Consider the following 24,383-nt stretch of genomic DNA (forward strand, 5'->3'; position numbering starts at 1 on the left):
CGTCCGGCAAGCTGCTGACTGGTTTCAGCTTCAAGAATAGCAATTGCGCTCAGCGCGCCGATATGGCCTGTTAGGACCTTCTCACATCGTCCGAGTCCATCGGGCCTCCGCTCCTATTTGTTCAAAAATTCAAGGATCCGTCATGAGTTCCATCGACAAGGTCTTGGCGCGCATCGATGCCAATCTCGACAATAGCCTCGACCGTCTGTTCGACCTCCTCAAGATCAAGAGCATTTCCACCGACCCGGCCTTCAAGGCCCCCTGCCGCGAGGCTGCGGAGTGGCTGGCGAAAGAACTGAACGACATCGGCTTTGAAGCATCCGTGCGCGACACGACCGGCCATCCGATGGTTGTCGGCCACCGCAAGTCGGGCAAGCCGGGCCCGCACGTGCTTTTTTACGGCCACTACGACGTTCAGCCGGTCGATCCGCTGAACCTTTGGAAGCGCGACCCGTTCGACCCGGCCATCGAAACAAAGCCGGACGGCAGCAAGATCATCGTTGCCCGCGGTTCCGCCGACGACAAGGGCCAGTTGATGACCTTCGTGGAAGCTGCCCGCGCCTATCTGGAAGAAACCGGCGACCTGCCGCTCGACGTGACGATCCTTTTCGAAGGTGAGGAAGAATCCGGTTCGCCGTCCCTTCATCCCTTCCTGGATGCCAACAAGGACGAACTCACCTGCGATCTCGCGCTTGTGTGCGACACCGGCATGTGGGACGCGGAAACGCCGGCAATCTCCATCATGTTGCGCGGCATGGTCGGGGACGAAGTCATCGTCAAGGCGGCCAGCCGTGACCTGCACTCTGGCTCCTATGGCGGTTCGGCTCAAAACCCGAACCACATCATCGCCTCGATCATTGCAGGTCTGCACGATGAGAACGGCAAGGTGACCCTGCCCGGTTTCTACGACGGTGTCATCGACATGCCGGAAGAAGTCACCAGGATGTGGGACGAGCTCGGTTTCTCGGTGGAAGAATTCCTCGGCGACGTCGGCCTGAAATATCCGCGTGGTGAAAAGGACCGCATGCCGCTTGAACACCTGTGGACCCGGCCGACCGTTGAAGTGAACGGCATGTGGGGCGGCTACCAGGGAGCCGGTTCCAAAACCGTGATCCCTTCCGAAGCTCATGCCAAGTTCACCTTCCGCCTTGTCGGCGATCAGGATCCGGACAAGATCCAGGAAGCGTTCCGCGCCTACGTGCGCTCGAAAGTTCCGGCCGACTGCACGGTGGATTTCATTGCCAAGGATGGCAGCCCTGCTCTCCGGCTCGACTTTGCGATGCCGGCCCTTGAAAAGGGCAAGAAAGCCCTCAAGGCCGAATGGGGCAAGGACGTCGCGCTGACCGGGATGGGCGGCTCGATCCCGATTGTTGGTGATTTCAAGCGTAAGCTGGGCATGGATTCCCTGCTGATCGGCTTTGGTCTGGAAGACGACCAGATCCACTCGCCAAACGAAAAATACAATCTGACCAGCTTCCACAAGGGCATCCGTTCCTGGGCCCGTGTCCTTGATGAACTGGCCAAGGACTAAACCTGAAAATCGGCACGCGGATGGAAACCTCCGCGTGCCTCGGAATTGACTACGAACAAGTTATCCTGCTGGCATCCCATTTCGCGTCAGCTACCGGAGAACAGACATGAAATCCATTTGCGTCTTTTGCGGCTCCAGCTATGGCGCGCTCCAGGCATATGCAGATGTTGCACGTGACACGGGACGCGTCATCGCCGAACAGGGCTATACGCTTGTCTATGGCGGCGCCAAGGTTGGCCTGATGGGCACCGTTGCCGATGCCGCGCTTGCGGCCGGGGGCAAGGTACTCGGCGTGCTGCCGCGGTCGCTTCAGGACAAGGAAATCGGCCACGAAGGCTTGAGCGAGCTGCACCTTGTCGATTCAATGCATGAACGCAAGGCGATGATGGCCGATCTCTCCGACGCCTTCATTGCGCTTCCTGGCGGCGTTGGCACGCTGGAAGAGATTTTCGAAGTCTGGACCTGGGGGCAGCTCGGCTATCACAAGAAGCCCTGCGGTTTCCTCAATGCCGAAGGCTATTACGATCACCTGGTCACCTTCCTCGACCACCAGACCGAGCAGGGTTTCACCAAACAGGTGATGCGCGACATGGTGCAGATCGCCAGTTCTCCGCTGGATATGATCCGCCAGTTTGAGAACTATGCGCCGCCTTCCGCCCCCAAATGGATCAACCGGGACGAAACCTGACAGGCAAGAAAATGCAAAGGCCTTGAAGCCCTTGCGGCACTTGCCGGGCCAAGCCCGGAACTGTCCACAGGGGTCATCGCTCTCTTTGCAAACAAGACGTTACTTGGTAAATCCCGTATCGCTTCTGCGCACTTCGGCGCAGACAAATCAGCCCGAGTATCAATATGCGTCTAACTGCCATCGGTCTTGCCTGCCTTTTCGCACTTACAGGAGCGGCCTGCGCCCCGACGTCAGATCTGGACGGCACATCCGGGCGCTTGGTCAGAACCTCCGACATCACCCTGGTGCAGATCTCAGAAGATCATGTCGGTGGCATTACCGGTGAGACCCAATACGGCCAGAAAGCCATCGAGGCCGCCCTGCCCGGTTTCACCACCGAAGGCATCCAGACAGCCAACGAGAATTCGACCGAATGGGCTCTGGCCGCTTTCAACAGCGACGGGTTTCAGGTGTTGCAGGTCTTCAAGGGACAGAACGGCAAGGTCCGCACCGTCCACGGTGTGACCCATCATCTTCAGGGCCCGAACGGCGAACGGATCGGCATGACCTTTTCCGAAATCGGCTCCTCGCGTGCTGATTGCCGCGTTGGCCAGAACCTCTGGCGCGGCATGGCAATCTGCCATTCCGATGGCCACCCGAACGTGGAACTGGTCTACGCAATCCCGGGCTACGGCGGCCCGTTCGACCGCCTGCCGGCCGAAAACGACCTGTTCGATGCCCAGCTCCAGCGGATCCTCTGGACACCGAAGAGCTGACGGTTACGACCGGCTAGGCTCATTCCGACAGAACGCCCCCAATTTCCCCCTCATCCTGAGGAGCACCGTCAGGTCCGTCTCGAAGGATGGGCCGCAAAGGTAGGTGCTTGCCGCCCATCCTTCGAGACAGCGCTATCGCGCTTCCTCAGGATGAGGCCGTTTGTGAAGTGACATCTGTGAATATCAGGTGGCGCTAGAAAGTACTGCAAGCCTATACCGGCTCACCTCAGCCCTCACACATGCGGCTGGGAGCGGACCATGACTTCGCCGACCTTGCGCCAGACGTTGCGCTGTTTCAGGGTCTTTTCCGCAACATCGGCAAGATCCATCAACACTGGCATACCGCGATCCTTGAGACCCGGCAGTGCCTTGATGTCGCCGCCGGTCCACGGCAGGAACGGGTTGCGGCGCATGTGCCAGTGGATTTCTGAACGTACAGTCGGCTTGTCCGACGGCGTGCGGCCGTGGAAGGCGAAGGTATCGGCCACGATCAGCGTGTTTTCCGGCACGGCCATCTTCTTTGGTTGCGGCAGGCCCAGGGAGGCAAGCTCATCCGCCTTGATGCGGAACGAGCCGCTGGCATGGTGGGACCTCAGGTCCTTGGCCGCGGTCAGGGAGCATTCATACTCCCATTCCAGCCGCTCCTTGGTGAGTTTATGCGAGCCCGGCACAAAGAAGAACGGTCCATCCTCCTCGCCGACATCCTGCAGGAACAGCCAGGCCTTGGACGTTGCGTGGAACGTGTCGGCGTGAGCATCGGACTGCGGGTCCTTTTTCTTCACCTTCAGCGGTTCGACAAGAACCGTCTGGATGAAGTTGAGCGGCTGCCCACCCTGTGAGGCGGCATAGCGGATCATGTTGATCGCGCGCGGATCGCGCACAGCCGTAGCCAACGCCGCGTTTCTGCGCAGCACGTCCGGCGGCAGAAGGGTCATCCGTGTCACCGCCTGCCCCTGACGCATCTCCCGCGATTCGAATGGCTGGTTGAACACTTCTTCCTTGAGCTGGCGGAACGTTTCCTCCGGCAGGAAGTCCTTGACCAGGAAATAGCCGTTTTCATCGAAGAACGCCTGCTGCTCCCGGTCCACCAGATGTGCCAGCTTCGCGCGTCTGTGCGCGGCCAGATCGGCAGCGAGTTTCACCCGTTTCTTGTGCAGCCCCCAGGTATTCAGCCGCTCGCTGCCCAGCAGCGGGTTCTTGCGCGGGGACTTGTCGGTTCCGGCGAGACCCAGAACCCAGAACGGGGCTTTCAGATAAGACAAGGGTGTCATGCAGCACCAAAAATGAATTGCATCGAAGTGGCGTGTATCTAACACGTTTTTGCCTGCGGGGTTCAATGTTTCCATGCCGTTCGGCGCGGGGGGAGCGGCTTACGGATGCATCATCGATGCGTCTTCACCCTTTGGCGACAGTGACCTTTGCCGAATCCTGCGCTAACACCTTGAGGCATGACGACAACGGCACGAAATCTCGACCCCGCCAAGCTGGCGGACGGTCTGAAAGCCGGACAGCGCGCGGCGCTGGCCCGCTCCATCACGCTTGTGGAGTCGCGCAAGCGCGAGCACCGCCGCCTGGCCCAGCACCTGATCCAGGACCTGCTGCCTCTGACGGGCAACGCGCTCAGGGTCGGGATTACCGGAGTGCCGGGCGTCGGCAAGTCTACCACCATCGATACGCTCGGGTCCAACCTGACGGCGGCCGGGCACAGGGTTGCCGTTTTGGCGGTCGATCCCTCCTCCACCCGCACCGGAGGGTCGATCCTCGGCGACAAGACGCGCATGGCGCAGCTTGCCGTCGACCCGAATGCCTTCATCCGCCCCTCGCCCTCCGCCGGTACCCTCGGCGGGGTTGCCGCAAAGACGCGGGAAACCATGCTGTTGTGCGAGGCGGCCGGCTACGATGTGATCCTGGTGGAGACTGTCGGCATCGGCCAATCGGAAACGACGGTTGCCGACATGGTCGACTTCTTCCTGGTCCTGATGCTGCCCGGTGCCGGCGACGAGCTTCAGGGCATCAAGAAGGGAGTTCTTGAAATCGCCGACATGATCGCCGTCAACAAGGCAGACGGCGACGGTGCAAACCGTGCACGCGCCGCGGCCTCGGACTACCGTGCCGCCCTGCATATTCTGGCCCCCAAGTCGCCAACGTGGACGCCGCCCGTCATTACGGTGTCCGGCCTTGCCAACGAGGGCCTGGATCACCTGTGGGATCAGATCACCGTCTACCGCGAGCGCACGCAGGCCAGCGGTGAATGGCATGAAAAACGCAGCCGCCAGCAGGTCGCCTGGATGTGGGACATGCTTCAGCAGCGCATGATGGAAGCGCTCACAACGAACACCCGCACGGCCGAGCGTCTCAAATCGCTGGAAGAAGAAGTGCGCGGTGGCAAGACGGCCGTTTCGCTCGCAGTCGATGAACTGGCCACCTTGATGGGGCTTGGCGAATGAAGACATCTGATCGCAAGACCGTTCTGGTCACCGGCTTTTCGCCGTTCCCCGGGGCGCCCGTCAATCCGACGGAGCGGCTTATGCGGCGGCTGGCCAAGCGCATGGGCGCACATCAGTCCGGTGTCGACTTCGTCTTTCATGTCCTGCCGACCACCTGGGCGGGGCGTGAAGAGGTCACCGACCGGCTGCGCACGACCCTTTTGCCGGACGCCATCGTGCATTTCGGCGTCGACGGCACGCGGCGAACCATCAACATTGAAACAAGGGCCGTCAACAAGGCCGTACGCGTGCGCCCCGATGCCCTGGGCAAGGCACCGGTGAGGCCAGAACTGGCGGTTTCACAAGAACGCTCGCGGCATTCAATCCTGCCCGCTGCAGCCCTGCGCGATGCAGCTCTTGCCGCCGGCGCGCCGGCGCGGCTTTCCACCAATGCCGGAACCTATCTCTGCAACGCAACGCTATGGGATTCGATCGGCTCGGGCATCGCCAGCATCTTCGTTCATGTTCCCGCGTTGCCAAAAGGCCCGCGCGACACAAGACCGGCCTACCCCGTCATCGAGGAAGCCGCTGTGAGGATACTTCGGGAACTGGCAAGGCGCTTGCGATAGGGGGGCTCGGCTCACACTCCTGAAGAACTTTCCCCTCATCCCTTCTCCCTCATCCTGAGGAGGGCTGAAAGCCCGTCTCGAAGGATGGGCCGCTTGCTCCGGAATGTGTCGCCCATCCTTCGAGACAGCACTTCGTGCTTCCTCAGGATGAGGTGGTATTTGGCTTCCGGAAATTCAGTATTTCAGGACTTCAAAGACCCCGAGCCGCAACAAACCACCTGCTCCTGACCCCGCCTCAACGCATACGCCCAAGCATCCGCTCGACCTGGCGGATGCAGTCGGACGCCATGTCGGCGGATAGGCCCGCCCGGCCGAGAACCCGCAGACCGAAGTAGGCCGTCAGAATGCCGCGTGCTGTGCCGCGTGCTTCCGTTTCCTCAAGCCCATCATCCTGAAGCGCGCGGTAAAATCCGTTTTCCAGACGTCTGGTCATGGCCTGCAGCTTTGCTTCCGCCTCGGCCCCACCTGCCTTGTCGACCAGGGCATTGCACAAAAAGCAGCCCAGCCTGTCCCCCTCCTTCTGCGCGAGATCGGCGATGCGACCGAACAGGGCGAGGATGCGGTCCCCACCCGTGCCTTCTGCCGGGTCGCCCAGGAAGGCGACGGTGTTGCTGACCACCTGATCGTTATACCTGTCGAGCGTTGCCAGATAGACCGACTGCTTGTCCTGGAAGGCCTTGTAAAAAGAGCCCTTGGTGATCTCCATGGCACCAAGCAGCTCGGACAGAGAGGCTTCGTCGTAGCCAACGTCCCAGAACAGTTCCATGGCCTTTTCCAGTGCCTCATCGGCATCGAATTCCCGTGGTCTTGCCATTCTGTCTCCCGTCAAGCCGCTTCACGAAATCCTCAACAGAGTGTCACGCGCTTGTGTTTTGTACCATTCGGTTCCTAACTCTATGTAGGAACCACCGGCAGGGTTGGTCAAGTGCGGCCGATTAGGAACCAATCGGTTCCGATTTCACCATCGCTTGAGCACCTCTTCGCCGGACAAGTTCAACCCCTCGGGAGTGTTTCTAAATGTTTGCAAACTTCATTCGCGGCTCGGTCGCGGCTCTTGTCGTTGTCACCGGTCTGGTTTCCAGCGCCTTCGGCGCCGGTTTCGATGTCAACGCCACCATAACGGGCCTCGCCCTTCGCGGTGTCGACCCGGTCTCCTATTTCGTCAATGGTGCTCCGCAGGACGGTGATATCTCCATCACCGAAGTCCATAACGGCGCCACCTACCGCTTCGCCTCTGAAGAAAACCGTAAACTCTTCAAGCAGAACCCGGAAAAGTACCTGCCGCAATACGGCGGTTTCTGTGCCTTTGGCGCTGCCATGGGCGTGAAGGTCGATGGTGATCCGGACCTGTGGAAGATCGTCGACAACAAGCTTTACCTCAACCTCGCGCCGTCGATCCAGCAACGCTGGAACAAGGACATCCCGGGCTTCATCACCAAGGCCGATGAAAACTGGGTGGGTCTGGAAAAAGTCGACCCGAGCAGCCTCTGACCGGTCTCTTCTGCCCCTGTAGATCGGTTAACTGACCGGCCAGGCCTTGTGCCTGGCCGGTTTTTTATGTGCCCTCTCAACTGTTGCCCGAAGGTCAATCCGGCACGGCTCTTGCGTTTTCAACCACAGATACCTGAGACGCATCCCAATCCGGGACGCAAGCGAGCAATTGGCCGGACCGATGACACGTAACCTTTCGAAACTGAACCGCCGCGCGTTTCTAGCCGGGACAGCTTTGTGTCTTTCCGGGACAGTCGCCACGGCCCAGATGAAGGTTGCCGACCTGCGCGGCTCTATTGATTCCCAGGAACTTGGTCTTCTGCCCAATGCCGCCGACGACCAAAGCGCCCAGTTTCAAAATGCCGTCAACCGGGCAGTCGAGCGTGGCCGCGCCCTGTTCCTCCCAGCCGGCACCTACCCGGTCGCCAACCTGCGCCTGCCTTCCGGCACGTTGATTGTGGGCGTTCCCGGCAGGACACGGCTTGTCTATCAGGGTGGTGGCGGCCAGTTGATCCGCGCCGAGGACGTGTCCAACGTCGGCCTGACCGGCATAACCTTCGACGGCGCCAATCGCTCCATCGGCGATTTCACCGAAGGACTGCTCCATTTCATCGGCGTCAGGAACGTCACGCTGGACAATTGCGAGATCACCGGTTCTTCCAAGATGGGGCTTTTGCTGGACCGCTGTTCAGGCCGTGTCGAAAATTGCCGGATTTCCGGTGCTGCCGAAGCCGGCCTGCGCTCGAACGAGGCCGAGGGCCTTGCCATCACCGGCAACACGGTGGCCGACTGTGCCAATGGCGGCATCTGGGTGCACCGCTGGCGTGAAGGGGAAGACGGCACGATCGTTTGCGGCAACCGGGTGGAGCGCATCGGCGCCCGCTACGGCGGCACCGGTCAGTTCGGCAACGGTATCAATGTCTTCCGCGCCCATGGCGTCATGGTTTCCAACAACCGTGTCGCGGACTGCGCTTTCTCAGCGATCCGCTCCAATGCCGGCTCCAACGTCCAGATCATCGGCAATTCCTGTCTTCGTTCCGGCGAAACCGCGATCTATTCCGAATTCGGCTTTCAGGGAGCGATCATTGCCAACAATATCGTCGACGGTGGCACGATCGGCATATCCATCGCCAACTTCATGGATGGCGGCCACCTGGCGGTCTGTTCCGGCAATCTGATCCGCAACATCAAGAAGGAAGGCCCCTATCCGCCGGAAGTCGCCGGCTTCGGCATCGGCATCGCGGTTGAAGCGGACACAACGCTGACCGGCAATGTGGTCGAAGGCGCGCCGAAATTCGGCCTGATGCTCGGCTGGGGCCCCTACATGCGCAACATCGCAGCCTCCCAGAACGTGATCCGGGACTGCGGCACCGGCATTGCCGTTACCGTGGTCGACGGGGCGGGCGCCGCCGTGATCACAAACAACATCGTCCAGGGCTCGAAACAAGGCGCCATCAACGGCTTCCGCTGGCTCGAAAAAGCAACAGGCGAACTGAACGATGTTTCTGAATTCAGCAATCTCACCGTTCACGGCAATCAGGTGGCTGCCTGACCGCAAAACACGCTCATCCTCCAAGACTTGCCGGCGACCGCTTCCTCCAGGCCTAAGGTAAAAACCGTACAAGTGGAAACGGATCGGCATGGATGCCATGGTCAAGCCATGGCGTGACGAGGGGGATGGAAACGCTCAAGGCTTAGATCCAGCCAGCGCAATACGCATCTTAAGCCAAAAGACAGGCCACTTCTCAATCCCCGTCATTGCAGGGCTGGCCCCTGCAATCCATGCCGTGACAGCGCCTCGAACGAAGGCTGCTCAAACAGAAACGCACCGGCGTGGATGCCATGGTCAAGCCATGGCGTGACGAGGGGGATGGAAACGCTCAAGGCTTAGATCCAGCCAGCGCAATACGCATCTTAAGCCAAAAGACAGGCCACTTCTCAATCCCCGTCATTGCAGGGCTGGCCCCTGCAATCCATGCCGTGACAGCGCCTCGAACGAAGGCCGCTCAAACAGAAACGCACCGGCGTGGATGCCATGGTCAGGCCATGGCATGACGAGGGGGATGGAAACGCTCAAGGCTTAGATCCAGCCAGCGCAATACGCATCTTAAGCCAAAAGACAGGCCACTTCTCAATCCCCGTCATTGCAGGGCTGGCCCCTGCAATCCATGCCGTGACAGCGCCTCGAACGAAAGCCGCTCAAGCAGAAACGCACCGGCGTGGATGCCATGGTCAAGCCATGGCGTGACGAGGGGGATGGAAACGCTCAAGGCTTAGATCCAGCCAGCGCAATACGCATCTTAAGCCAAAAGGCCGACCACTTCTCAATCCCCGTCATCGCAGGGCTTGACCCTGCAATCCATGCCGTGACAGCGCCTCAAACGAAGGCCGTTCAGGCAGAAACGGAACGGCGCGGATGCCATGATGAGCCATGGCATGACCAAGGAGATCGCGCTTCCGCGCGTTCCCAGGATCGAGATGAACGGGTTTCAGACCTCGCAAAGATCGTGAGCAATCAGTCCAGCGCAAACCGCAGCGACAGGCAGGACAGGCCGCCATCGACCTTGCGGGCTTCGTGGGTCGGCAGAATGACGGTTGTAAAACCGGCCGCCTCGATGGCAGCCTGGGTTTTCGGATAGCCTTCCGGCACCATCACCACATCGTTCACGCGGATGACGTTAGCAGCATAGTCTTCGCCTTCCGGCACGACCACGATTTCACGGTCGCCGAAAAAGCCGCTGTCCGCCATCACCTTGGTCGCCAGGATAACGCCATCTCCAAGGGTGGAGCAGGCCGTCTTGAAATGCAGCACGCCTTCCGGCGTTTCGCAAACTTCAGCCTTGTACCCCCATTCGCCCAGCAGTCCGGCAAAGGCATCAGCGCCTTCCCGATCGGTACGGGCGGACAGGCCGATCAGGATGACATCATCCAGCATAAGGATATCGCCGCCATCGACATGACCGGTACCCGGCAGTTCGACAACCTTGCCGAACCGGCTTTCCAGCGCGGCGCGGATCTCAGCGCCTTCCCCAGCACGGCTGGCCGCGCCCGGCCGCAGCTGAATAGCCCCTTCCGGCAGACAGAAAGCCGGGTCTTCGACAAAGCAGCTGTCCGGAAAAGCTTCCAGCGGTGGCAGAACGTCGACGGTCAGTCCCGCTTCTTGCAACGCTTGCACATAAAGCTCATGTTCTGCCCGGAAGTTCTCGCCGCTCGGGTTGCCAGTATCCACCGCCCGGATACCGTCGGCCACACTGTCGGCAGGCGTACGGGTTATCGCATGAGTAAAGTGGAAGGACAGACCGGGACGATGGGCCATGAGAATACTCCAGTGACAAAAACAAGCGCTCAACCAGCCATCCGCAGGGCGAAATTGCAAGACGCACCGCGCCTGAAAGCGTGCATCGACGCAGCCTATGCACCGGTAAAATCAACCCTGCCGGACTTGCCCGACGTCTCCGCCGGCATCGCCGCAGACATCTCACAGAACCATGTCTTCGTCGCCGAATTCGCGGACAGGATCATCGGCTGCGCCATTTTGGGTCTCAGCGGTACCAGCGCACATCTGATGAACCTTGCCGTCGATCCGGACGTCAAGGGCCGGGGCGTCGGCCGACGTCTGATCGAAGCGGCCGAGGCATTTGCCGGGAAGAACGGGGCGCGCGCGATGCATCTGGCAACCCATATAGGCATGCCGGAGAATATCGCGCTCTACACCCATCTTGGCTGGAGTGAAATGGAAAGAAATGGCAACAAGGTTTTGATGTCGAAGGACCTTTAAGTAACGGAAGATCCTGACCACACCCGCATTCGAGAAGGACCATCGCGTCCGTCACGAATGCAGCCCGTTTCCTCGAATGTTTGGCCCCTCCTGTGAGACGCCGCGTTTGCGACCCTTCAAGGGGAGGTTTGTGAACTGGCCAGCTAAGGCCGGATATCTCAGGGCAATGCCGCCTTCAACTCTGTCAGAAACTCTTCACGCGGCTTGATATGACCGGCCTGGATACCGACCCGGGTCAGGATCGGCGGGTTGACCAGTCCGTCGAGCAAAGCAGCCTCGTCGTCATTGAGCTCCAGCATCGCCTCAAGAACGGTTGCCATCATCACTTCGGACGCTCGGGTCGCGCCGTCGTCGCATTTCAGCGAAACGCCGAAGCCAAGCTCCGGAATGGACGCGCAGAAGACGCCCTCAGCGCCGGTCTTCACAAAGACTCGGCCACGGAAAGCGTCCATCACCCGAGTGCAGAAACGATCTGTGCCGGCGACCATGTAAGGCTCGTTGATGCAGGCATCGAACAACCGTTCCGCGGCCTCGGCCCGCAGCGGCTCCAGTCCCTCGCCGGTCCCGAAGGCTGCGAAGGCACGGGCGAAGCTGCGCAAAGGCGAAGCGTAAGTCGGGATTGAGCAACCATCCGTGCCGCACACATCTTCCGACAGAGTATCCCCGGTCATCTGCTCCATCACGTTGCGAACTTCACGCTGCACGGGATGATCCGCATTCACATAGCCACGCGTCTCGACCCCCATGACCTTGGCCAGACCAAGGAAACCGGCGTGTTTGCCAGAGCAATTGTTGTGAAGGCCGCAGGGCGTCTCATTTGCAAGGATCAGTTTGGCGGCATCTTCCATGCGCTGCGGCCACTGCGGGCCGCATTCCAGATGATCTTCCGCAAGGCCAGCTTTTATCAGCATGACCCGCGCCGAATTGGCATGAACTTCTTCGCCATTGTGCGAGGCGCAGGCAAGCGCCAGTTCCGCGTCGGAATAATCAAGCGCTTCTGCAGCGCCCGATTCCACCAAAGGCAAGGCCTGAAGCGCCTTGATGGCGGAGCGCGGAAATACGCGGGCATCCACATTGCCGATACCGAAAACGAGCTTTCCGGCGCTATCGACAATTGCGATGCTGCCCCGATGCAGGCTTTCGATCACAGAGCCGCGGGTAACGTCGACCAGAGCCGGATTGTCCATGAAGTTTCTCATTTCCAGGGTTTCATAATGTCAGGCTAAGCGGATTCGGCGCGGGCCGCAGTCAAAAATGCGGCAAGACGGGACAGCGCCTCGTCAATCACGGCATCCTGCTTGCAGAAACAGAAGCGAATATAGCCCGAAGGCGCGTCCGAACCATAGAAGGCAGACACGGGGACAGCCGCAACGCCGGCGGCGGTGACAAGGGTTTCACATGCCTCGACATCGTTTCGGCCAAGCCCCAGTCCTTCAAATCCGCACGTCAGGAAGTAGGTCGCGTTGCAAGGCAGAACGGAAAAGCCGAGGTCCGCGAGACCTGCCGCCATGCGGTCGCGTTTTGCCGCCAGGTCTTGCGCCAATCCCTCGTAATAGCTGTCGTCCTTGCGCAACCCATAGGCAACAGCCTTCTGCAAGTGAGGCGGTGTGGTGAATGTCACCCATTGGTGCGCCTTGGCAATCGGGTCCATCAACGCGGCCGGACCGGTGATATAGCCCACCTTCCAGCCGGTCAGAGAGAAAGTCTTGCCCGCGGAGCCGATCCGCACAGTGCGTTCGCGCATGCCGTCCAGCGTCATCAGCGGCCTGTGCCGGCGTCCGTCAAAGACGAGATGCTCATAGACTTCGTCACAGATCGCATAGGCATCGTACTGCCGGCAGAGAGACGCGACCAACTCCAGCTCCTGATCCGAAAACACCTTCGCTGTCGGATTCATCGGGTTGTTGATCAGGACCGCCTTGGTCTTGTCGGAAAAAGCCGCGCGAAGCGCATCTGCATCGAGGGACCAGTTCGGCGGGGTCACCCTGACGCGCACCGGGATGCCACCGGCCTGTTTCACCAGCGGCAGATAGCAATCGTAGAGCGGCTCGATCAGAACGACTTCGTCCCCCGGCGACACCAGCGCGAAGATGCAATCCGCCAGCGCTTCAGTGGCTCCGGACGTGACCATGATTTCGGTCTGCGGATCGACCTCCAGACCGTAGAAGCGGCGATTGGCCTCTGCAACGGCCTGGCGCAGGTCCGGTAACCCCAGCATGGGCGGATACTGGTTCGGGCCCTGCAGCAGCGCATCGGCAGCAGCCTGCCGGATATCCGCAGGCCCGTCGACATCCGGGAACCCCTGTCCGAGGTTCACCGCGCCATGCGCCATGGCAAGCCGCGACATCGTCTCGAAAACAGTAGTGGCAATGCCGGTGAAGACCGGATTGGTCGGCTTCATGGTTCCTCCCGAGCGTCTTTTGCCGGTTCTAATCCCAGCCGCGTGTGCCGTCGAGCTTTTTCATCTGAACGGGTTGCTGGTAAACGCCGGAGGAGGCGCAGCGGAGGCCTTGGTTCGTCAGCTCCAGCCGGTCCTGTGCAGAACATTGCCATCCTGCCCCGGTGCCATTTCCTCCGCCTCATCGGTTTCCTCACCCGCCGGCACGGAAAGCATCCTTCGCAGAACGGCTTCGATCTTTGGCACCAGATCGACATGTTTTTCATGCAGATAGTGATAGAACGCGACCTCGTGCAAAGACGGCCTTAACGGAAAAACACCCTCCAGCTTTTTGTCCCGAATGACGCGACGTGCGGTGCCTTCCCCGGCAATGACGAGATCGACGCGGTCACGCCGTAGCATTTCGAACAATTGTTCCGCAGTGTCGGCAGTCCAGATCTCGGCAAACCCGTCTGCCAGTTCCGCGGCGAACCGCGCACCGGAGACATGGCCGACCCGCAAATGCCGGAGTTGCTTGAAAGACTTGCCACGAAGCTGACGCTTGTTCGCATAGGCAAAGGTACGCGCCACAATAACCGGCACATCGACGCGCAACAGGCTGCTGTGGTCGGCTCCGACGGCCTTCACCCGAACCAGTTCACCATCGGTCTTGCCGGAAGCTGCATCCAGCAGCGCCCTTTGCGGGTTGCTTATGACTGTTTCAATTCGAATGCTGAGTTCGGAATAGGCCTTGGCGAGGATTTTCTCTGCAACGGGCGTCAGATTGGGAGCTTCAAAACCGGATAGTCTAAGAACTTCCTCAGCCCGGGCGCTGGAGATAAAAAGAAAAACGCTCAACATGGAGCAGAAGATGAGCCGATGCATTGCGCCTCCTTGAGCTGCTGCCATGACAAGTTCGTTCAACATCTGCAGTTTGACTGCGGCCACGTCCTCAGCAATCCAACATCTGATGCAATGACCCTACGGGACAATTTGCGGGGTTTGCAACCTGATTGCATTGCGGTGGTAAATTCTAATGAGAATATCCAAAAACGTGTATGTGACTGGCGCGTCCGTACAGCTTTCGGAGCCGGCCCTGCGGAGCGAGACCAGCCCACCCACGCGTCAATTGCCGACGCGGCAACAGAAAATGGAAACTGCAAATTAAAAGAGCAGATTTTCGAACGATAAGAACGAGATGATATTTGTTTGACCAGACGCGCCTCGAAAGCAGATTAAGAATGTTCCGCGAAAACATACAATAAAGTGGAGAAGCTATAGCCTTTCCACCTGCAGTCCACCTGGAGAAGACATCCACTTTTTCGGTTTCTACTGCCCGAGGATCTCACGCAATCTCCCTTCAGGCTGCAAGAACTCTGAACAACGCAGGCCAGTTCCTCAGTAGCCTGCCTTGCTGCATTGCAAAAAATCGATTAGAAGATGGCAACTTGATCCAGGTCAAAAGTGGAAATCCGGGCATGGATTGGCGCTGACCTAAAAACCACACCAAATATCCGGAGCAGCCCGTGTCAGCACGCGCGGAGGCCGTTGCGCCTGAACAACCGTTGAAAATGGATGCGTCCCGCATCAAAACCGAACTCCTCGCCGGGCTGACCGTCGCCCTGGCGCTTGTCCCCGAAGCCGTGGCATTCGCCTTTGTTGCGGGCGTCAATCCGCTGGTGGGTCTCTATGCGGCATTCTTTGTCGGCCTGATCACCGCCTGCATCGGTGGACGCCCCGGCATGATCTCCGGCGCGACCGGCGCCCTCGCCGTGGTGATGGTCTCCCTCGTCAGCCTGCACGGTGTGGAATACCTCTTCGCTACCGTGGTGCTGATGGGCCTGATCCAGATCGTTGTGGGCCTGCTGAAGTGGGGCAAGTTCATTCGCATGGTCCCTCACCCGGTCATGCTCGGCTTCGTCAACGGCCTGGCCATCGTCATCTTCCTTGCGCAGCTCGGCCAGTTCAAGGTTCCCGATGGCTCCGGCGGACTGACCTGGATGACGGGCTCTCAGCTTTATCTGATGCTCGGCCTGATCGCGCTCACCATGGCCGTCATCTGGTTCCTGCCCAAGATCACATCGGCCTTTCCCGCGCCGCTGGCGGGCATTCTCGTTGTCTCCGGGCTCGTGCTTGGCTTCAATCTCGACACCCGCGCGGTCGGCGATCTGGCCTCGATTTCCGGCGGACTGCCCCAGTTCCACATTCCCATGGTGCCGCTGACGCTCGACACATTGCAGATCATCCTTCCCTATGCCGTGATCCTGGCTGCCATCGGCTTGATCGAGTCCCTTTTGACGCTGAACCTGGTGGCCGACCTGACCGGCACCAAAGGCGGTGCTTCCAAGGAATGCCTTGCGCAGGGCACGGCAAACGTGGTGACCGGTTTCTTCGGCGGCATGGGCGGTTGCGCCATGATCGGCCAATCCATGATCAACGTGAAATCCGGTGCACGCACCCGGATCTCCGGCATTTCCGCAGCTCTTTTCCTGCTGTCCTTCATTGTCATCGCTTCACCGCTGATCGAACAGATCCCGGTCGCGGCGCTGGTCGGTGTGATGTTCATGGTCGTGATCGGCACCTTCGCCTGGACCAGCCTGAAGATCATGCACAAGATCCCGCCGATCGACGCGCTCGTGATGGTCATCGTCACCTGCGTCACCGTCTACTCGGATCTTGCGGTCGCTGTCGTTGTCGGCGTGATTATCTCCGCGCTCGCCTATGCCTGGAACGCCGCCAGCCGCATCCGGGCCCGCATCGGCACCAGCAAGGAAGGCTGGAAGGTCTACCGTCTGAGCGGGCCGTTGTTTTTCGGCTCCGCCACCGGCTTTACCGACCTGTTCGATCCGCTGAACGACCCTGAAGACGTTGTCGTGGACTTCATCGATAGCCGCGTGGTCGATCATTCCGGCCTGGAAGCGATCGATGCACTGGCCTCGAAGTACCTCGCAGCCGGCAAGCGCCTGCACCTGCGCCATCTGTCTCCGGACTGCAAGAAGCTTCTGGACAAGGCCGGGAATCTTGTTGAAGTCTCGGTTCTTGAAGACCCCGACTACGAAATCGCCGTGGACTACGGTCATAGGTTTGACCGGGCGGAAAAAACCACCTGACGCGCCTTTCAAGGCATCGTTTCATGAGACCCGCACGGCATCGGCCGTGCGGGTCTTTTTTGCATTTGAGGCAGGTTTCTGGAGCTCGGAGATGCTCCCCGGTTGCTCCGCGGCGCGTAATTTGAAACAGATACGAGCCTGGGGTGTGGACCCATAAATGAAGACGAAATAGCGCACGAACAGGACGTCACAGTGGCAGCACGCAGGAAACTCTTCATCACGCCGACCCTTGCGACCGTCATCGGCAGCTTTGTGCTGATAACTGCGGCCGCCATCCTGATCATACAGGCTGTCACCTCATCGGAAGTCGTCAGGCGAATGGGCGGCGAACTGGTCGACATCGGTATGGATGCAGCGGAAACCGCGTTTGTCGAGCAACTGCACGCCGTCACCGAAACCGCCGAATTCACCCGGTTGACCTATCAGCGCAAGGAGCTGCCGCTCGACGATCCGGACCTCGTCCTGTCCTATCTCTATGGTGCGCTTGCCCCCATGGAGCAGGTGTCCTTTCTTGTGCTGGTGGATGAAAACGGCCAGGGCGTCGATGTCGACAGGGGCGATGCGGATGGCAAGCTGCTGGGCGGCGACGTCAACCTGGCGAAGGATATCCCGATCCTCGTGCCCCTGTCGGAACGCGCCAAGACACAGACAGGCGCTTTCTGGAGCGAGCCGTTCTATATGCCGAACCGGGAGCACACCTACTACGTCTTCGTGCGCCCGCTCCATGAGGGAAAGACCTATCGTGGCAGCCTGATGATCGGCATGTCACTCGACAGAATGTCCGAAATCACCTGGCATGTTTCCACGGACGACATAACCGTGTTCCTGATGAAGGAGGGATCGGACGAAATCGTCGCCCATCCGGACCTTCACAAGTCCTTTGGCGACCTAAGCAAGGATATGCCGCTGCTCGATGTCACCCGGCTTCCCGATGCCTTTCTGGCCGGGTTCAACGATATGCCGAAGGTGGACAAGGCGTCCTTCGACATTTCCGAGGCCCTCGACATCTATTCCGGCACTGATCCAGACGGCGCCAAACGGTTCGTGATCCTGGAGCAGAAGAACAAAAACCTGCTGGGGCTTCCGGTCAGGATTGGCGTGCATTTTCCTGCCGAGTACCTGGATCAGCCGCTCAGGCAATTGCTGATGGCGCTTCTTGTGGGCGGCGGACTGCTTGTCCTGTCCCTGCTGGGCGCGGTTTTGCTGGCACGGCGGATCGCAAGGCCGGTGCAACGGGCTTCGGTTGCAGCCAGAGAAGTGGCAGACCTGAACCTTGAGGCTGTATCCCCCCTGCCCACCAGCATCATCCGGGAGCTGGATGATCTCTCCAAGGGCTTCAATGCCATGGTCGGCGGCTTGAAAGCCTTCAACCGCTACGTTCCGGCGACACTCGTTCGCAAACTCCTGCGCGAAGGCAGAGCAGATGCCCCGCCGGAGGAACGGGAGGTCGCGGTGCTGTTCACCGACATTGCCGGCTTCACCTCCGCCTCCGAAGGCATGACGGCGACCGAAACGGCTGCTTTCGTGAACCATCATCTTTCCATGCTGGGTGCGGAAATCACAAAGGAAGGCGGCACCATCGACAAATACATCGGCGACAGCGTCATGGCGTTCTGGGGCGCTCCGGAGCGGCTGGAAAACCCGGCAGAACCTGCTGCGCGCGCCGCAATCGGAATGGCGCGGGCCATAAGGGCGGACAATCAGGCACGCATCGCCCGGGGCGAGGCACCGGTGCGCATCCGTATCGGCCTTCACATGGGCCCGCTTGTGGTCGGCGACATCGGTGCGCCTGAGCGAGTCAACTACACGGTGATCGGCGACACGGTGAATGCCGCCTCCCGTCTGGAAAGCCTCGGCAAGGAGATCGACGCAAGTGCCGACGTGGTGATCCTCGTCTCAGGCGAGATCGCCAAACGCCTCGACAGCACGATCGATCAGGAGGCCATTGGTCCGCACAAGGTCAAAGGCAAATCGGAAGCGGTCGAAGTAGTCCGTTTGCGCGGCTAACCCGCCGCCGTCGATGATCCTTGCAGTTACCCGTTTGGCCGATTTCCCCGCGCTTTGCCTCAAGACGTTATCGCGGTATGGGTAATGAATTGAAATTCAGTCCGCAGGCCAGACACTTGCCCCTCAACAGGCGCCTTCACATCACGCCGACACTCACGACGGTTATCGGCGGTTTTGTCTTCATGACCGCAGCGCTTGTGCTGATCGTTCAGGCAGCAACATCCGAAAAGGTGGTGCGCAACCTGGGCGGATCGCTGATCAACTCGGGCATGCATTCCCTGGACCAGGCTTTCGCCGCCCAGATCGAAGCGGTGGAGGAAGCCAGTTCCTTTACCGTGGACGCCCTGGCCTCCGGCAGCATCCTGATGAGCCGCCCGCAGGAGGTCGCCGAATATATGTTCGGCGTGCTTTCGGCCATGGAGCATGTCTCCTTTGTCATCGTTGCCGACAAGAATGGCAATTTCATACAGGTCGACCGGGGCCGCGCCGACGGTATTCTTGTGCCGCAATTTGTGCCCAAAACCGACGAAACCCACGCGCTTGTAGGTCTGATATCCTCTTCGAGCAAAAAGACCGCCCCCTTCTGGTCCGGGCCGGCCTTCTACCCCCAGCGCCAGCACACCTACATTGCCCACGTTCAACCGATCCTTTCCCCAGGGCCTGAGGGCGGCGCATACGAGGGGCTGGTTCTCATGGCCATGTCCATGGAGCGCTTGTCGGAGGTCACAAGCGACATCTCCACCGGACTGGTTCAGGTGTTCATGATCAATCCACAGAGTTACGGCCTGATCGCACATCCGGCGCTGCCGGAAGTTTTCAACCTTCTGTCGCCGACCCATCCGTTGATTGATCTCGAGAACGTCCCGGACTCCTTTCTGAAAACCTTGCGATCAACCGAGCCGGTCGATGCATCGGCCTACGGCATACGCCCGGGGCACGAAATGCGTGCCGGTTACGATGCCCTTGGCAAAAGGAGATTTGTCGTCATACAGAGCCCGGATCTTGGCCCGACCGGGCTGCCGCTTTCCATTGGCGCTCATTTTCCGGCAGAAATTCTGGAGCAACCGCTTGAGCAGTTGACCGATGCCATCCTGATCGGCATTGCGCTGCTTGGCCTGTCCCTGGTCGGCGCCGGTTTTCTGGCCCATCGCATAGGCCAGCCGATCCGCCGGGCAGCCCTGGGAGCACGAGCCGTTGCCGATCTGGAACTGGACGCCGCGGAGCATTTGCCCGGCAGCTTTGTCCGCGAACTGGACGATCTGGCCAACGGCTTCAACTCCATGGTCGGCGGCCTGACCGCTTTCAGCCGCTACGTGCCGAAAACGCTCGTCCGGAAGCTTCTGCGTGAGGGCCGTGCGGAAGCACCGCCGGAGGAACGGGAGGTCGCTGTGATGTTCACCGACATCGCCGGGTTCACCTCCGCCTCCGAAGGTATGACAGCGACCGAAACGGCTGCTTTCGTGAACCATCATCTTTCCATGCTGGGTGCGGAAATCACAAAGGAAGGCGGCACAATCGACAAATACATCGGCGACAGCGTCATGGCGTTCTGGGGCGCTCCGGAGCGGCTGGAAAACCCGGCAGAGCCTGCTGCACGCGCCGCAATCGGAATGGCGCGGGCCATAAGGGCGGACAATCAGGCACGCATCGCCCGGGGCGAGGCACCGGTGCGCATCCGCATCGGCCTTCACATGGGCCCTCTTGTCGTCGGCGATATCGGTGCGCCTGAGCGAGTCAACTACACGGTGATCGGCGACACGGTGAATGCCGCCTCCCGTCTGGAAAGCCTCGGCAAGGAGATCGACGCAAGTGCCGACGTGGTGATCCTCGTCTCAGGCGAGATCGCCAAACGCCTCGACAGCACCCTTGAGCGCCGTCCGATTGGCCTGCACCAGGTCAAAGGCAGGGTCGAGCCGCTGGAGGTCGTGCGGCTGATCGGCTGACACCCGCCTCCGGCCGGGACCAGCCAACCTGTTCCGCTGAGTGAACTTTACAGGATCTTGTAGAGGGTCCGGTCGCGCCTCAGAACGTGGTGGAACACAACTGCGCCGATGTGAAGGGCAAACAAGACCAGTAGCGCCCAGGCACTCCAGGAATGTATCGCCGAGAGCGTTCCGGCAATGTCCGGCGACTTGCCGATCGGGCTCCAGACAGGGATGATGCCGAACCAGCTCAGCGGGAAACCGTGCGCATTCGTCGCCAGAAATCCGCTCACCGGCATGACAATCAGAAAAAGATAGAGCAACCCGTGAACGGTGGCAGCAGCCATCCGCTCCAGGGCGGGCCCTTCCTCTTCCGGTTTGTGGGCGACAATCTTGTTGCCCACGCGGACGAGCATCAGCCAGAGCACCAGAAAGCCGAAGCTTTCATGCAGCAGGTAGAAATCCAGCGACACTTCACTCTTCACGAACTTGATGACATAGCCCAGCGGCCACGTCGCCAGAACAAGAGTAGCAATTATCCAGTGCAGGATCCTGGTCGTTCCGGCGTGACGGCTTTCGGGTGCAAGCGGGTGCACGGACGTTTGTGAGGTCGTTTCCGGGGAAGTCAGCACTGTTATTGTCCTTTTTTCCTGTCAGCAGGGGGCTGTTCGTCATGGGGCGCCCGGTTCTTTCGCGATCGGCCACTCCCTTTGCGGGTGCGCTAAACGGCTACTGTCGTCCTCAGCGTTTGAAGTGGTCGGCAGCGCCGGTACGTCCTCATCTTACCTGCCCCATGTCCAGAACCCTGTGACGGGCGACACTGCATAACCCAGCCGAACACATCCGGGCGCGGCGAAACCGGCAAACCCGCGCAAAACGACATGGAAAGGCAGCGCAGCCCGCCGGAGACGACAGGTAATCTACAGGCCACAGGGACTTTTGTCAGCGAAGACGGAAGAAGCAAAACCGCTCGACCAGCCGCAAGAGATCCTTTTGCGAGCGGCAAGTGGCCTTGGCCATTGCGTTTTTAAGGTGTTTTCGGGCCGTATCAAGCGAGATGTTCCGTTCGCGGCCATGTTGTGACAGATCCTGCCCTGCGGCGATTGCCCCGACCACACGCTCCTCGGAGGGCGTCAGTCGGAACAGGCCGGCAAATTGCTTGATCTCCGATGAGTCCGGCCCGTGCTGCATGTGCAGCGGAATACACAGGACTGCCAGCAGAGAGCCGCTTCCACCGATCCCTCCAGGTACGGGCAGAAAGCGGACACCGATCTGATGGTCCGTGGTCTCGGTAAGCGTGACGATCTCGCCCGAGGGAACGCCTGAGCGGAAGTGAAGCGCTTCCAGAGCGAGCGCGAGTTGCCGGTTCAAGCCCCTGTCCCGGAAGACAAGACCCCGGCTGCTCATTTTGAAAACCTGCTCCTGCTGCAGGGCTTCCGCCTGTGAATTCGCAAAGATGATCCTGCCGTCCGCGGTGATCAGGATCACACCTTGTCCGCGTGCCGCCAGAAGATCGCCGAGCGTGTCCGCGTTGGCTTTTGCCTCTGCGAGCGTCAGGTGCATTCGCAAGGCCTGCCGTGTATGGCCGAGAACAAGTTGTTGAGCGTCGAGTTGATCCTTTTGCCAAGGCTCTTCATCATAGAGCGAAAAGCCGAGCCAGCTTAGCCTGCCGGGCATGGCAAGCTGGGCGCCTGTGACCTCGTAGAGTTCGAACGGCAGCAGGTTTTCGTGATAGACGGGACTGGCCAGCCGCTCCTCTTCCGTCCACAGCAGATCCCCGTGCAGAACCTTGCCGATCGGCCCATCCATAATGCGCGGAAATCTGACGTCGAGAGCAGCGTAGGTGTTCATGTAGTCCTTATGAAAATCCGGATCCATCCGCACGGTAACAAACAGATCGTCGCGCACCTCGGCCAGGTTGTTGGAGAAGAAATGACAGCTCTTTGCCTGAAGAGCGTCGGTTACCTCTTCCAGGGCCGGTTTCCAGAACTCTGGCGTGACCGCCGCTTCATAAAGGCCCCGGATCGCAGCGTTCAATCTTTCCTGATCAAGTCTCACCTGGCCCTCATCGCATAATTGCTGCCTGCGAGGCATATTCAGCAAATATATATTTCAGGAATGTTGTGATGGTCACAAAGTTTCGAAAACCGAAACCTTCCTGAAACCCACAAATCAATAAAAAAGCCGCCGGGGTTACCCGGCGGCCAATATTGAACAGGAATTGAGTTTCGCGTCAACGCACCAGTATATTCCGGAACTGCCAGGGATCCTTGGTGTCGATGTCTTCCTTGTAGAAGCCCGGTCGCCCTTCAAGCGGCGTCCAGTCGGTGTAATAGCCCTTCACCGGGCCAAGATACGGCAACTGGATCTCGAGGCAGCGCTTGTAGTCCATCTCGTCCGTCTCGACGATACCGGCCTCCGAGTTCTCCAGCGCCCAGACCATGCCGGCCAGAACGGCCGAGGTCACCTGCAGACCCGTCGCGTTCTGATACGGCGCAAGCTCCCGAGCTTCCTCTACGGACAGCTGAGAGCCGTACCAGTAGGCATTTTTCTTGTGGCCGTAGAGCAGAACGCCGAGTTCATCGATACCATCCTGCAGTTCGCTCTCATCGAGAACATGCAGGGTCTCCTGAACCTTGCCGGCAGAGCCGAACAGCTCGTGAAGCGACAGCACCGCGACGTTTGCCGGATGATAGGCATAGTGGCAGGTCGGGCGGTAGCTGACCTTCTTGCCGTCATGCACGGAGAAATAGTCGGCGATCGAAATCGCCTCATTGTGCGTGACCAGGAAGCCATATTGCGCGCCGGGTGTCGGGCACCACGTCCGAACACGGGTGTTGGCGCCCGGCTGTTCCAGATAGATCGCGGCCTTGCAGCCCTTCTTGTGCTTTTTGGCGTTCGCGGGCTTCCAGGTTTCGTGCGTGCCCCAGCCAAGTTCAGCCGGCTGGAAGCCTTCGGACAGGAAGCCTTCCACCGACCAGGTGTTCCAGAATTCGCCGAAAGGCTTTGGTTCCTTGGCACGCTGGGTGTCGCGTTCGGCGATGTGTATGCCCTTGACGCCAACCTTCTTCATCAGCTTCGCCCAGCCCTTCTGGCTGGTCGGCTCCTTGAATTTGACGCCGGTATCGGTTGCGATATCAACCAGAGCCTTTTTCACGAACCAGGACACCATGCCTGGATTGGCCCCGCAACAGGAGACCGCCGTGGTGCCGCCAGGGTTCTTCTTCTTTTCCCGGCGCACGGCTTCGCGCAGTGCGTAGTTGGTGCGGTCGGCCGCTGTCGCGGTGTCGTCGAAGTAGAAACCCGGCCAGGGCTCGACCACCGTGTCGATGTAAAGCACACCCAACTTGCGGCAAAACTTCATCAGGTCCAGCGATGAGGTGTCGACTGACAGGTTGACCACAAAGCCCTGCCCCTCACCCTCGGTGAGCAAGGGTGTGAGAACGTCCTTGTAGTTTTCAGGTGTCAGCGGAACCTTTTCGAACCTGTAGCCCCGGTCCGTGACAAGCTTGGCATCGGCATCGACCGGGTCGATCACGGTGAACCGGTTTTTGTCGAAGTTGAAATGTCGCTCGATCAGCGGCAGCGTTCCCTTGCCGATGGAACCGAGACCGATCATCACGAGGGGGCCGGTGATGGTGCCGTGAATAGGGCCCTTTCCGGAATCAG

At 59.8% G+C, this 24,383-nt stretch carries 21 protein-coding genes; 11 read left to right on the plus strand and 10 right to left on the minus strand.

Going from position 1 to position 24,383, the window contains the following annotated elements; genetic code table 11:
• Window positions 1–142: 142 nt before the first annotated feature.
• The 3 genes from SIAM614_RS26945 to SIAM614_RS26955 all read left to right on the plus strand — a co-directional run bounded on the left by SIAM614_RS26945 (window position 143) and on the right by SIAM614_RS26955 (window position 2,974).
• Window positions 143–1,531 carry a dipeptidase gene (locus SIAM614_RS26945; RefSeq protein ID WP_006939456.1) on the plus strand — a complete coding sequence of 463 codons (1,389 nt, stop codon included), beginning with the start codon at window positions 143–145 and terminating at the stop codon, window positions 1,529–1,531.
• 106 nt (window positions 1,532–1,637) lie between these two features.
• Window positions 1,638–2,219 carry an LOG family protein gene (locus SIAM614_RS26950; RefSeq protein WP_006939458.1) on the plus strand — a complete coding sequence of 194 codons (582 nt, stop codon included), beginning with the start codon at window positions 1,638–1,640 and terminating at the stop codon, window positions 2,217–2,219.
• Between the two features lie 164 nt (window positions 2,220–2,383).
• Window positions 2,384–2,974, plus strand: coding sequence for a DUF1131 family protein (locus tag SIAM614_RS26955; RefSeq protein WP_006939459.1), 591 nt, complete (start codon window positions 2,384–2,386; stop codon window positions 2,972–2,974).
• 233 nt (window positions 2,975–3,207) lie between these two features.
• Here SIAM614_RS26955 and SIAM614_RS26960 read toward each other — a convergent pair whose 3' ends face one another.
• The gene (locus tag SIAM614_RS26960) at window positions 3,208–4,245 is read right to left on the minus strand and encodes a phytanoyl-CoA dioxygenase family protein (protein WP_006939461.1); all 1,038 of its coding nucleotides are present in this window, start codon (window positions 4,243–4,245) and stop codon (window positions 3,208–3,210) included.
• A 177-nt stretch (window positions 4,246–4,422) separates the two neighbouring features.
• Here SIAM614_RS26960 and meaB point away from each other — a divergent pair, with 177 nt between their 5' ends.
• The gene (meaB, locus tag SIAM614_RS26965; protein WP_006939463.1) at window positions 4,423–5,421 is read left to right on the plus strand and encodes a methylmalonyl Co-A mutase-associated GTPase MeaB; all 999 of its coding nucleotides are present in this window, start codon (window positions 4,423–4,425) and stop codon (window positions 5,419–5,421) included.
• The gene (locus tag SIAM614_RS26970) at window positions 5,418–6,029 is read left to right on the plus strand and encodes a pyroglutamyl-peptidase I family protein (RefSeq protein WP_006939465.1); all 612 of its coding nucleotides are present in this window, start codon (window positions 5,418–5,420) and stop codon (window positions 6,027–6,029) included. The genes meaB and SIAM614_RS26970 overlap by 4 nt, the downstream gene beginning before the upstream one ends.
• 235 nt (window positions 6,030–6,264) lie before the next feature.
• Here SIAM614_RS26970 and SIAM614_RS26975 read toward each other — a convergent pair whose 3' ends face one another.
• A complete protein-coding gene (locus SIAM614_RS26975) occupies window positions 6,265–6,843 on the minus strand; it encodes a TetR/AcrR family transcriptional regulator (protein ID WP_006939469.1) in 579 nt (192 codons plus the stop codon).
• Between the two features lie 203 nt (window positions 6,844–7,046).
• Between SIAM614_RS26975 and SIAM614_RS26980 the strand changes: the two genes are divergently transcribed.
• A complete protein-coding gene (locus SIAM614_RS26980; RefSeq protein ID WP_006939472.1) occupies window positions 7,047–7,520 on the plus strand; it encodes a YHS domain-containing (seleno)protein in 474 nt (157 codons plus the stop codon).
• Window positions 7,521–7,701: 181 nt separating this feature from the next.
• Complete coding sequence (locus SIAM614_RS26985; protein ID WP_081455365.1) at window positions 7,702–9,072, plus strand: TIGR03808 family TAT-translocated repetitive protein; 1,371 nt, start codon at window positions 7,702–7,704, stop codon at window positions 9,070–9,072.
• A gap of 589 nt (window positions 9,073–9,661) precedes the next feature.
• Here the strand turns inward: SIAM614_RS26985 and SIAM614_RS33395 are convergent.
• A complete protein-coding gene (locus tag SIAM614_RS33395; RefSeq protein WP_267871954.1) occupies window positions 9,662–9,790 on the minus strand; it encodes a hypothetical protein in 129 nt (42 codons plus the stop codon).
• A 245-nt stretch (window positions 9,791–10,035) separates the two neighbouring features.
• The gene (locus SIAM614_RS26990) at window positions 10,036–10,836 is read right to left on the minus strand and encodes a dimethylarginine dimethylaminohydrolase family protein (RefSeq protein ID WP_006939475.1); all 801 of its coding nucleotides are present in this window, start codon (window positions 10,834–10,836) and stop codon (window positions 10,036–10,038) included.
• A 12-nt stretch (window positions 10,837–10,848) separates the two neighbouring features.
• On the opposite strand from SIAM614_RS26990, the gene SIAM614_RS26995 reads away from it, so the two are divergent.
• Window positions 10,849–11,298 (plus strand): GNAT family N-acetyltransferase, encoded by a 450-nt coding sequence (locus SIAM614_RS26995; RefSeq protein WP_040441276.1) that lies wholly within the window; start codon window positions 10,849–10,851, stop codon window positions 11,296–11,298.
• 158 nt (window positions 11,299–11,456) lie between these two features.
• On the opposite strand, the gene SIAM614_RS27000 is transcribed toward SIAM614_RS26995, so the two are convergent.
• The 3 genes from SIAM614_RS27000 to SIAM614_RS27010 all read right to left on the minus strand — a co-directional run bounded on the left by SIAM614_RS27000 (window position 11,457) and on the right by SIAM614_RS27010 (window position 14,560).
• Window positions 11,457–12,485, minus strand: a complete 1,029-nt coding sequence (locus SIAM614_RS27000; RefSeq protein WP_006939477.1) for an asparaginase — start codon at window positions 12,483–12,485, stop codon at window positions 11,457–11,459.
• 35 nt (window positions 12,486–12,520) lie between these two features.
• Window positions 12,521–13,699, minus strand: coding sequence for an aminotransferase (locus SIAM614_RS27005; protein ID WP_006939483.1), 1,179 nt, complete (start codon window positions 13,697–13,699; stop codon window positions 12,521–12,523).
• 117 nt (window positions 13,700–13,816) lie between these two features.
• Entirely contained in the window at window positions 13,817–14,560 is a 744-nt protein-coding gene (locus SIAM614_RS27010) for a type 2 periplasmic-binding domain-containing protein (protein WP_157140117.1), read from the minus strand.
• Between the two features lie 686 nt (window positions 14,561–15,246).
• On the opposite strand from SIAM614_RS27010, the gene SIAM614_RS27015 reads away from it, so the two are divergent.
• From SIAM614_RS27015 to SIAM614_RS27025, 3 genes are all read left to right on the plus strand, one after another.
• On the plus strand, window positions 15,247–16,785 hold the full coding sequence (locus SIAM614_RS27015) for a SulP family inorganic anion transporter (RefSeq protein ID WP_006939488.1): 1,539 nt from the start codon (window positions 15,247–15,249) through the stop codon (window positions 16,783–16,785).
• Between the two features lie 192 nt (window positions 16,786–16,977).
• On the plus strand, window positions 16,978–18,792 hold the full coding sequence (locus tag SIAM614_RS27020; RefSeq protein WP_006939489.1) for an adenylate/guanylate cyclase domain-containing protein: 1,815 nt from the start codon (window positions 16,978–16,980) through the stop codon (window positions 18,790–18,792).
• Between the two features lie 116 nt (window positions 18,793–18,908).
• Window positions 18,909–20,735, plus strand: coding sequence for an adenylate/guanylate cyclase domain-containing protein (locus SIAM614_RS27025; RefSeq protein ID WP_040441289.1), 1,827 nt, complete (start codon window positions 18,909–18,911; stop codon window positions 20,733–20,735).
• 47 nt (window positions 20,736–20,782) lie between these two features.
• Here SIAM614_RS27025 and SIAM614_RS27030 read toward each other — a convergent pair whose 3' ends face one another.
• The 3 genes from SIAM614_RS27030 to SIAM614_RS27040 all read right to left on the minus strand — a co-directional run bounded on the left by SIAM614_RS27030 (window position 20,783) and on the right by SIAM614_RS27040 (window position 24,333).
• Entirely contained in the window at window positions 20,783–21,310 is a 528-nt protein-coding gene (locus SIAM614_RS27030; protein ID WP_006939494.1) for a cytochrome b, read from the minus strand.
• A gap of 346 nt (window positions 21,311–21,656) precedes the next feature.
• Window positions 21,657–22,772 (minus strand): helix-turn-helix transcriptional regulator, encoded by a 1,116-nt coding sequence (locus SIAM614_RS27035; protein ID WP_006939499.1) that lies wholly within the window; start codon window positions 22,770–22,772, stop codon window positions 21,657–21,659.
• Window positions 22,773–22,947: 175 nt separating this feature from the next.
• Window positions 22,948–24,333 (minus strand): homospermidine synthase, encoded by a 1,386-nt coding sequence (locus tag SIAM614_RS27040; protein ID WP_006939501.1) that lies wholly within the window; start codon window positions 24,331–24,333, stop codon window positions 22,948–22,950.
• Window positions 24,334–24,383: the final 50 nt, after the last annotated feature.

The sequence above is a fragment of the Roseibium aggregatum IAM 12614 genome, assembly GCF_000168975.1.
Lineage (GTDB): Bacteria > Pseudomonadota > Alphaproteobacteria > Rhizobiales > Stappiaceae > Roseibium > Roseibium aggregatum.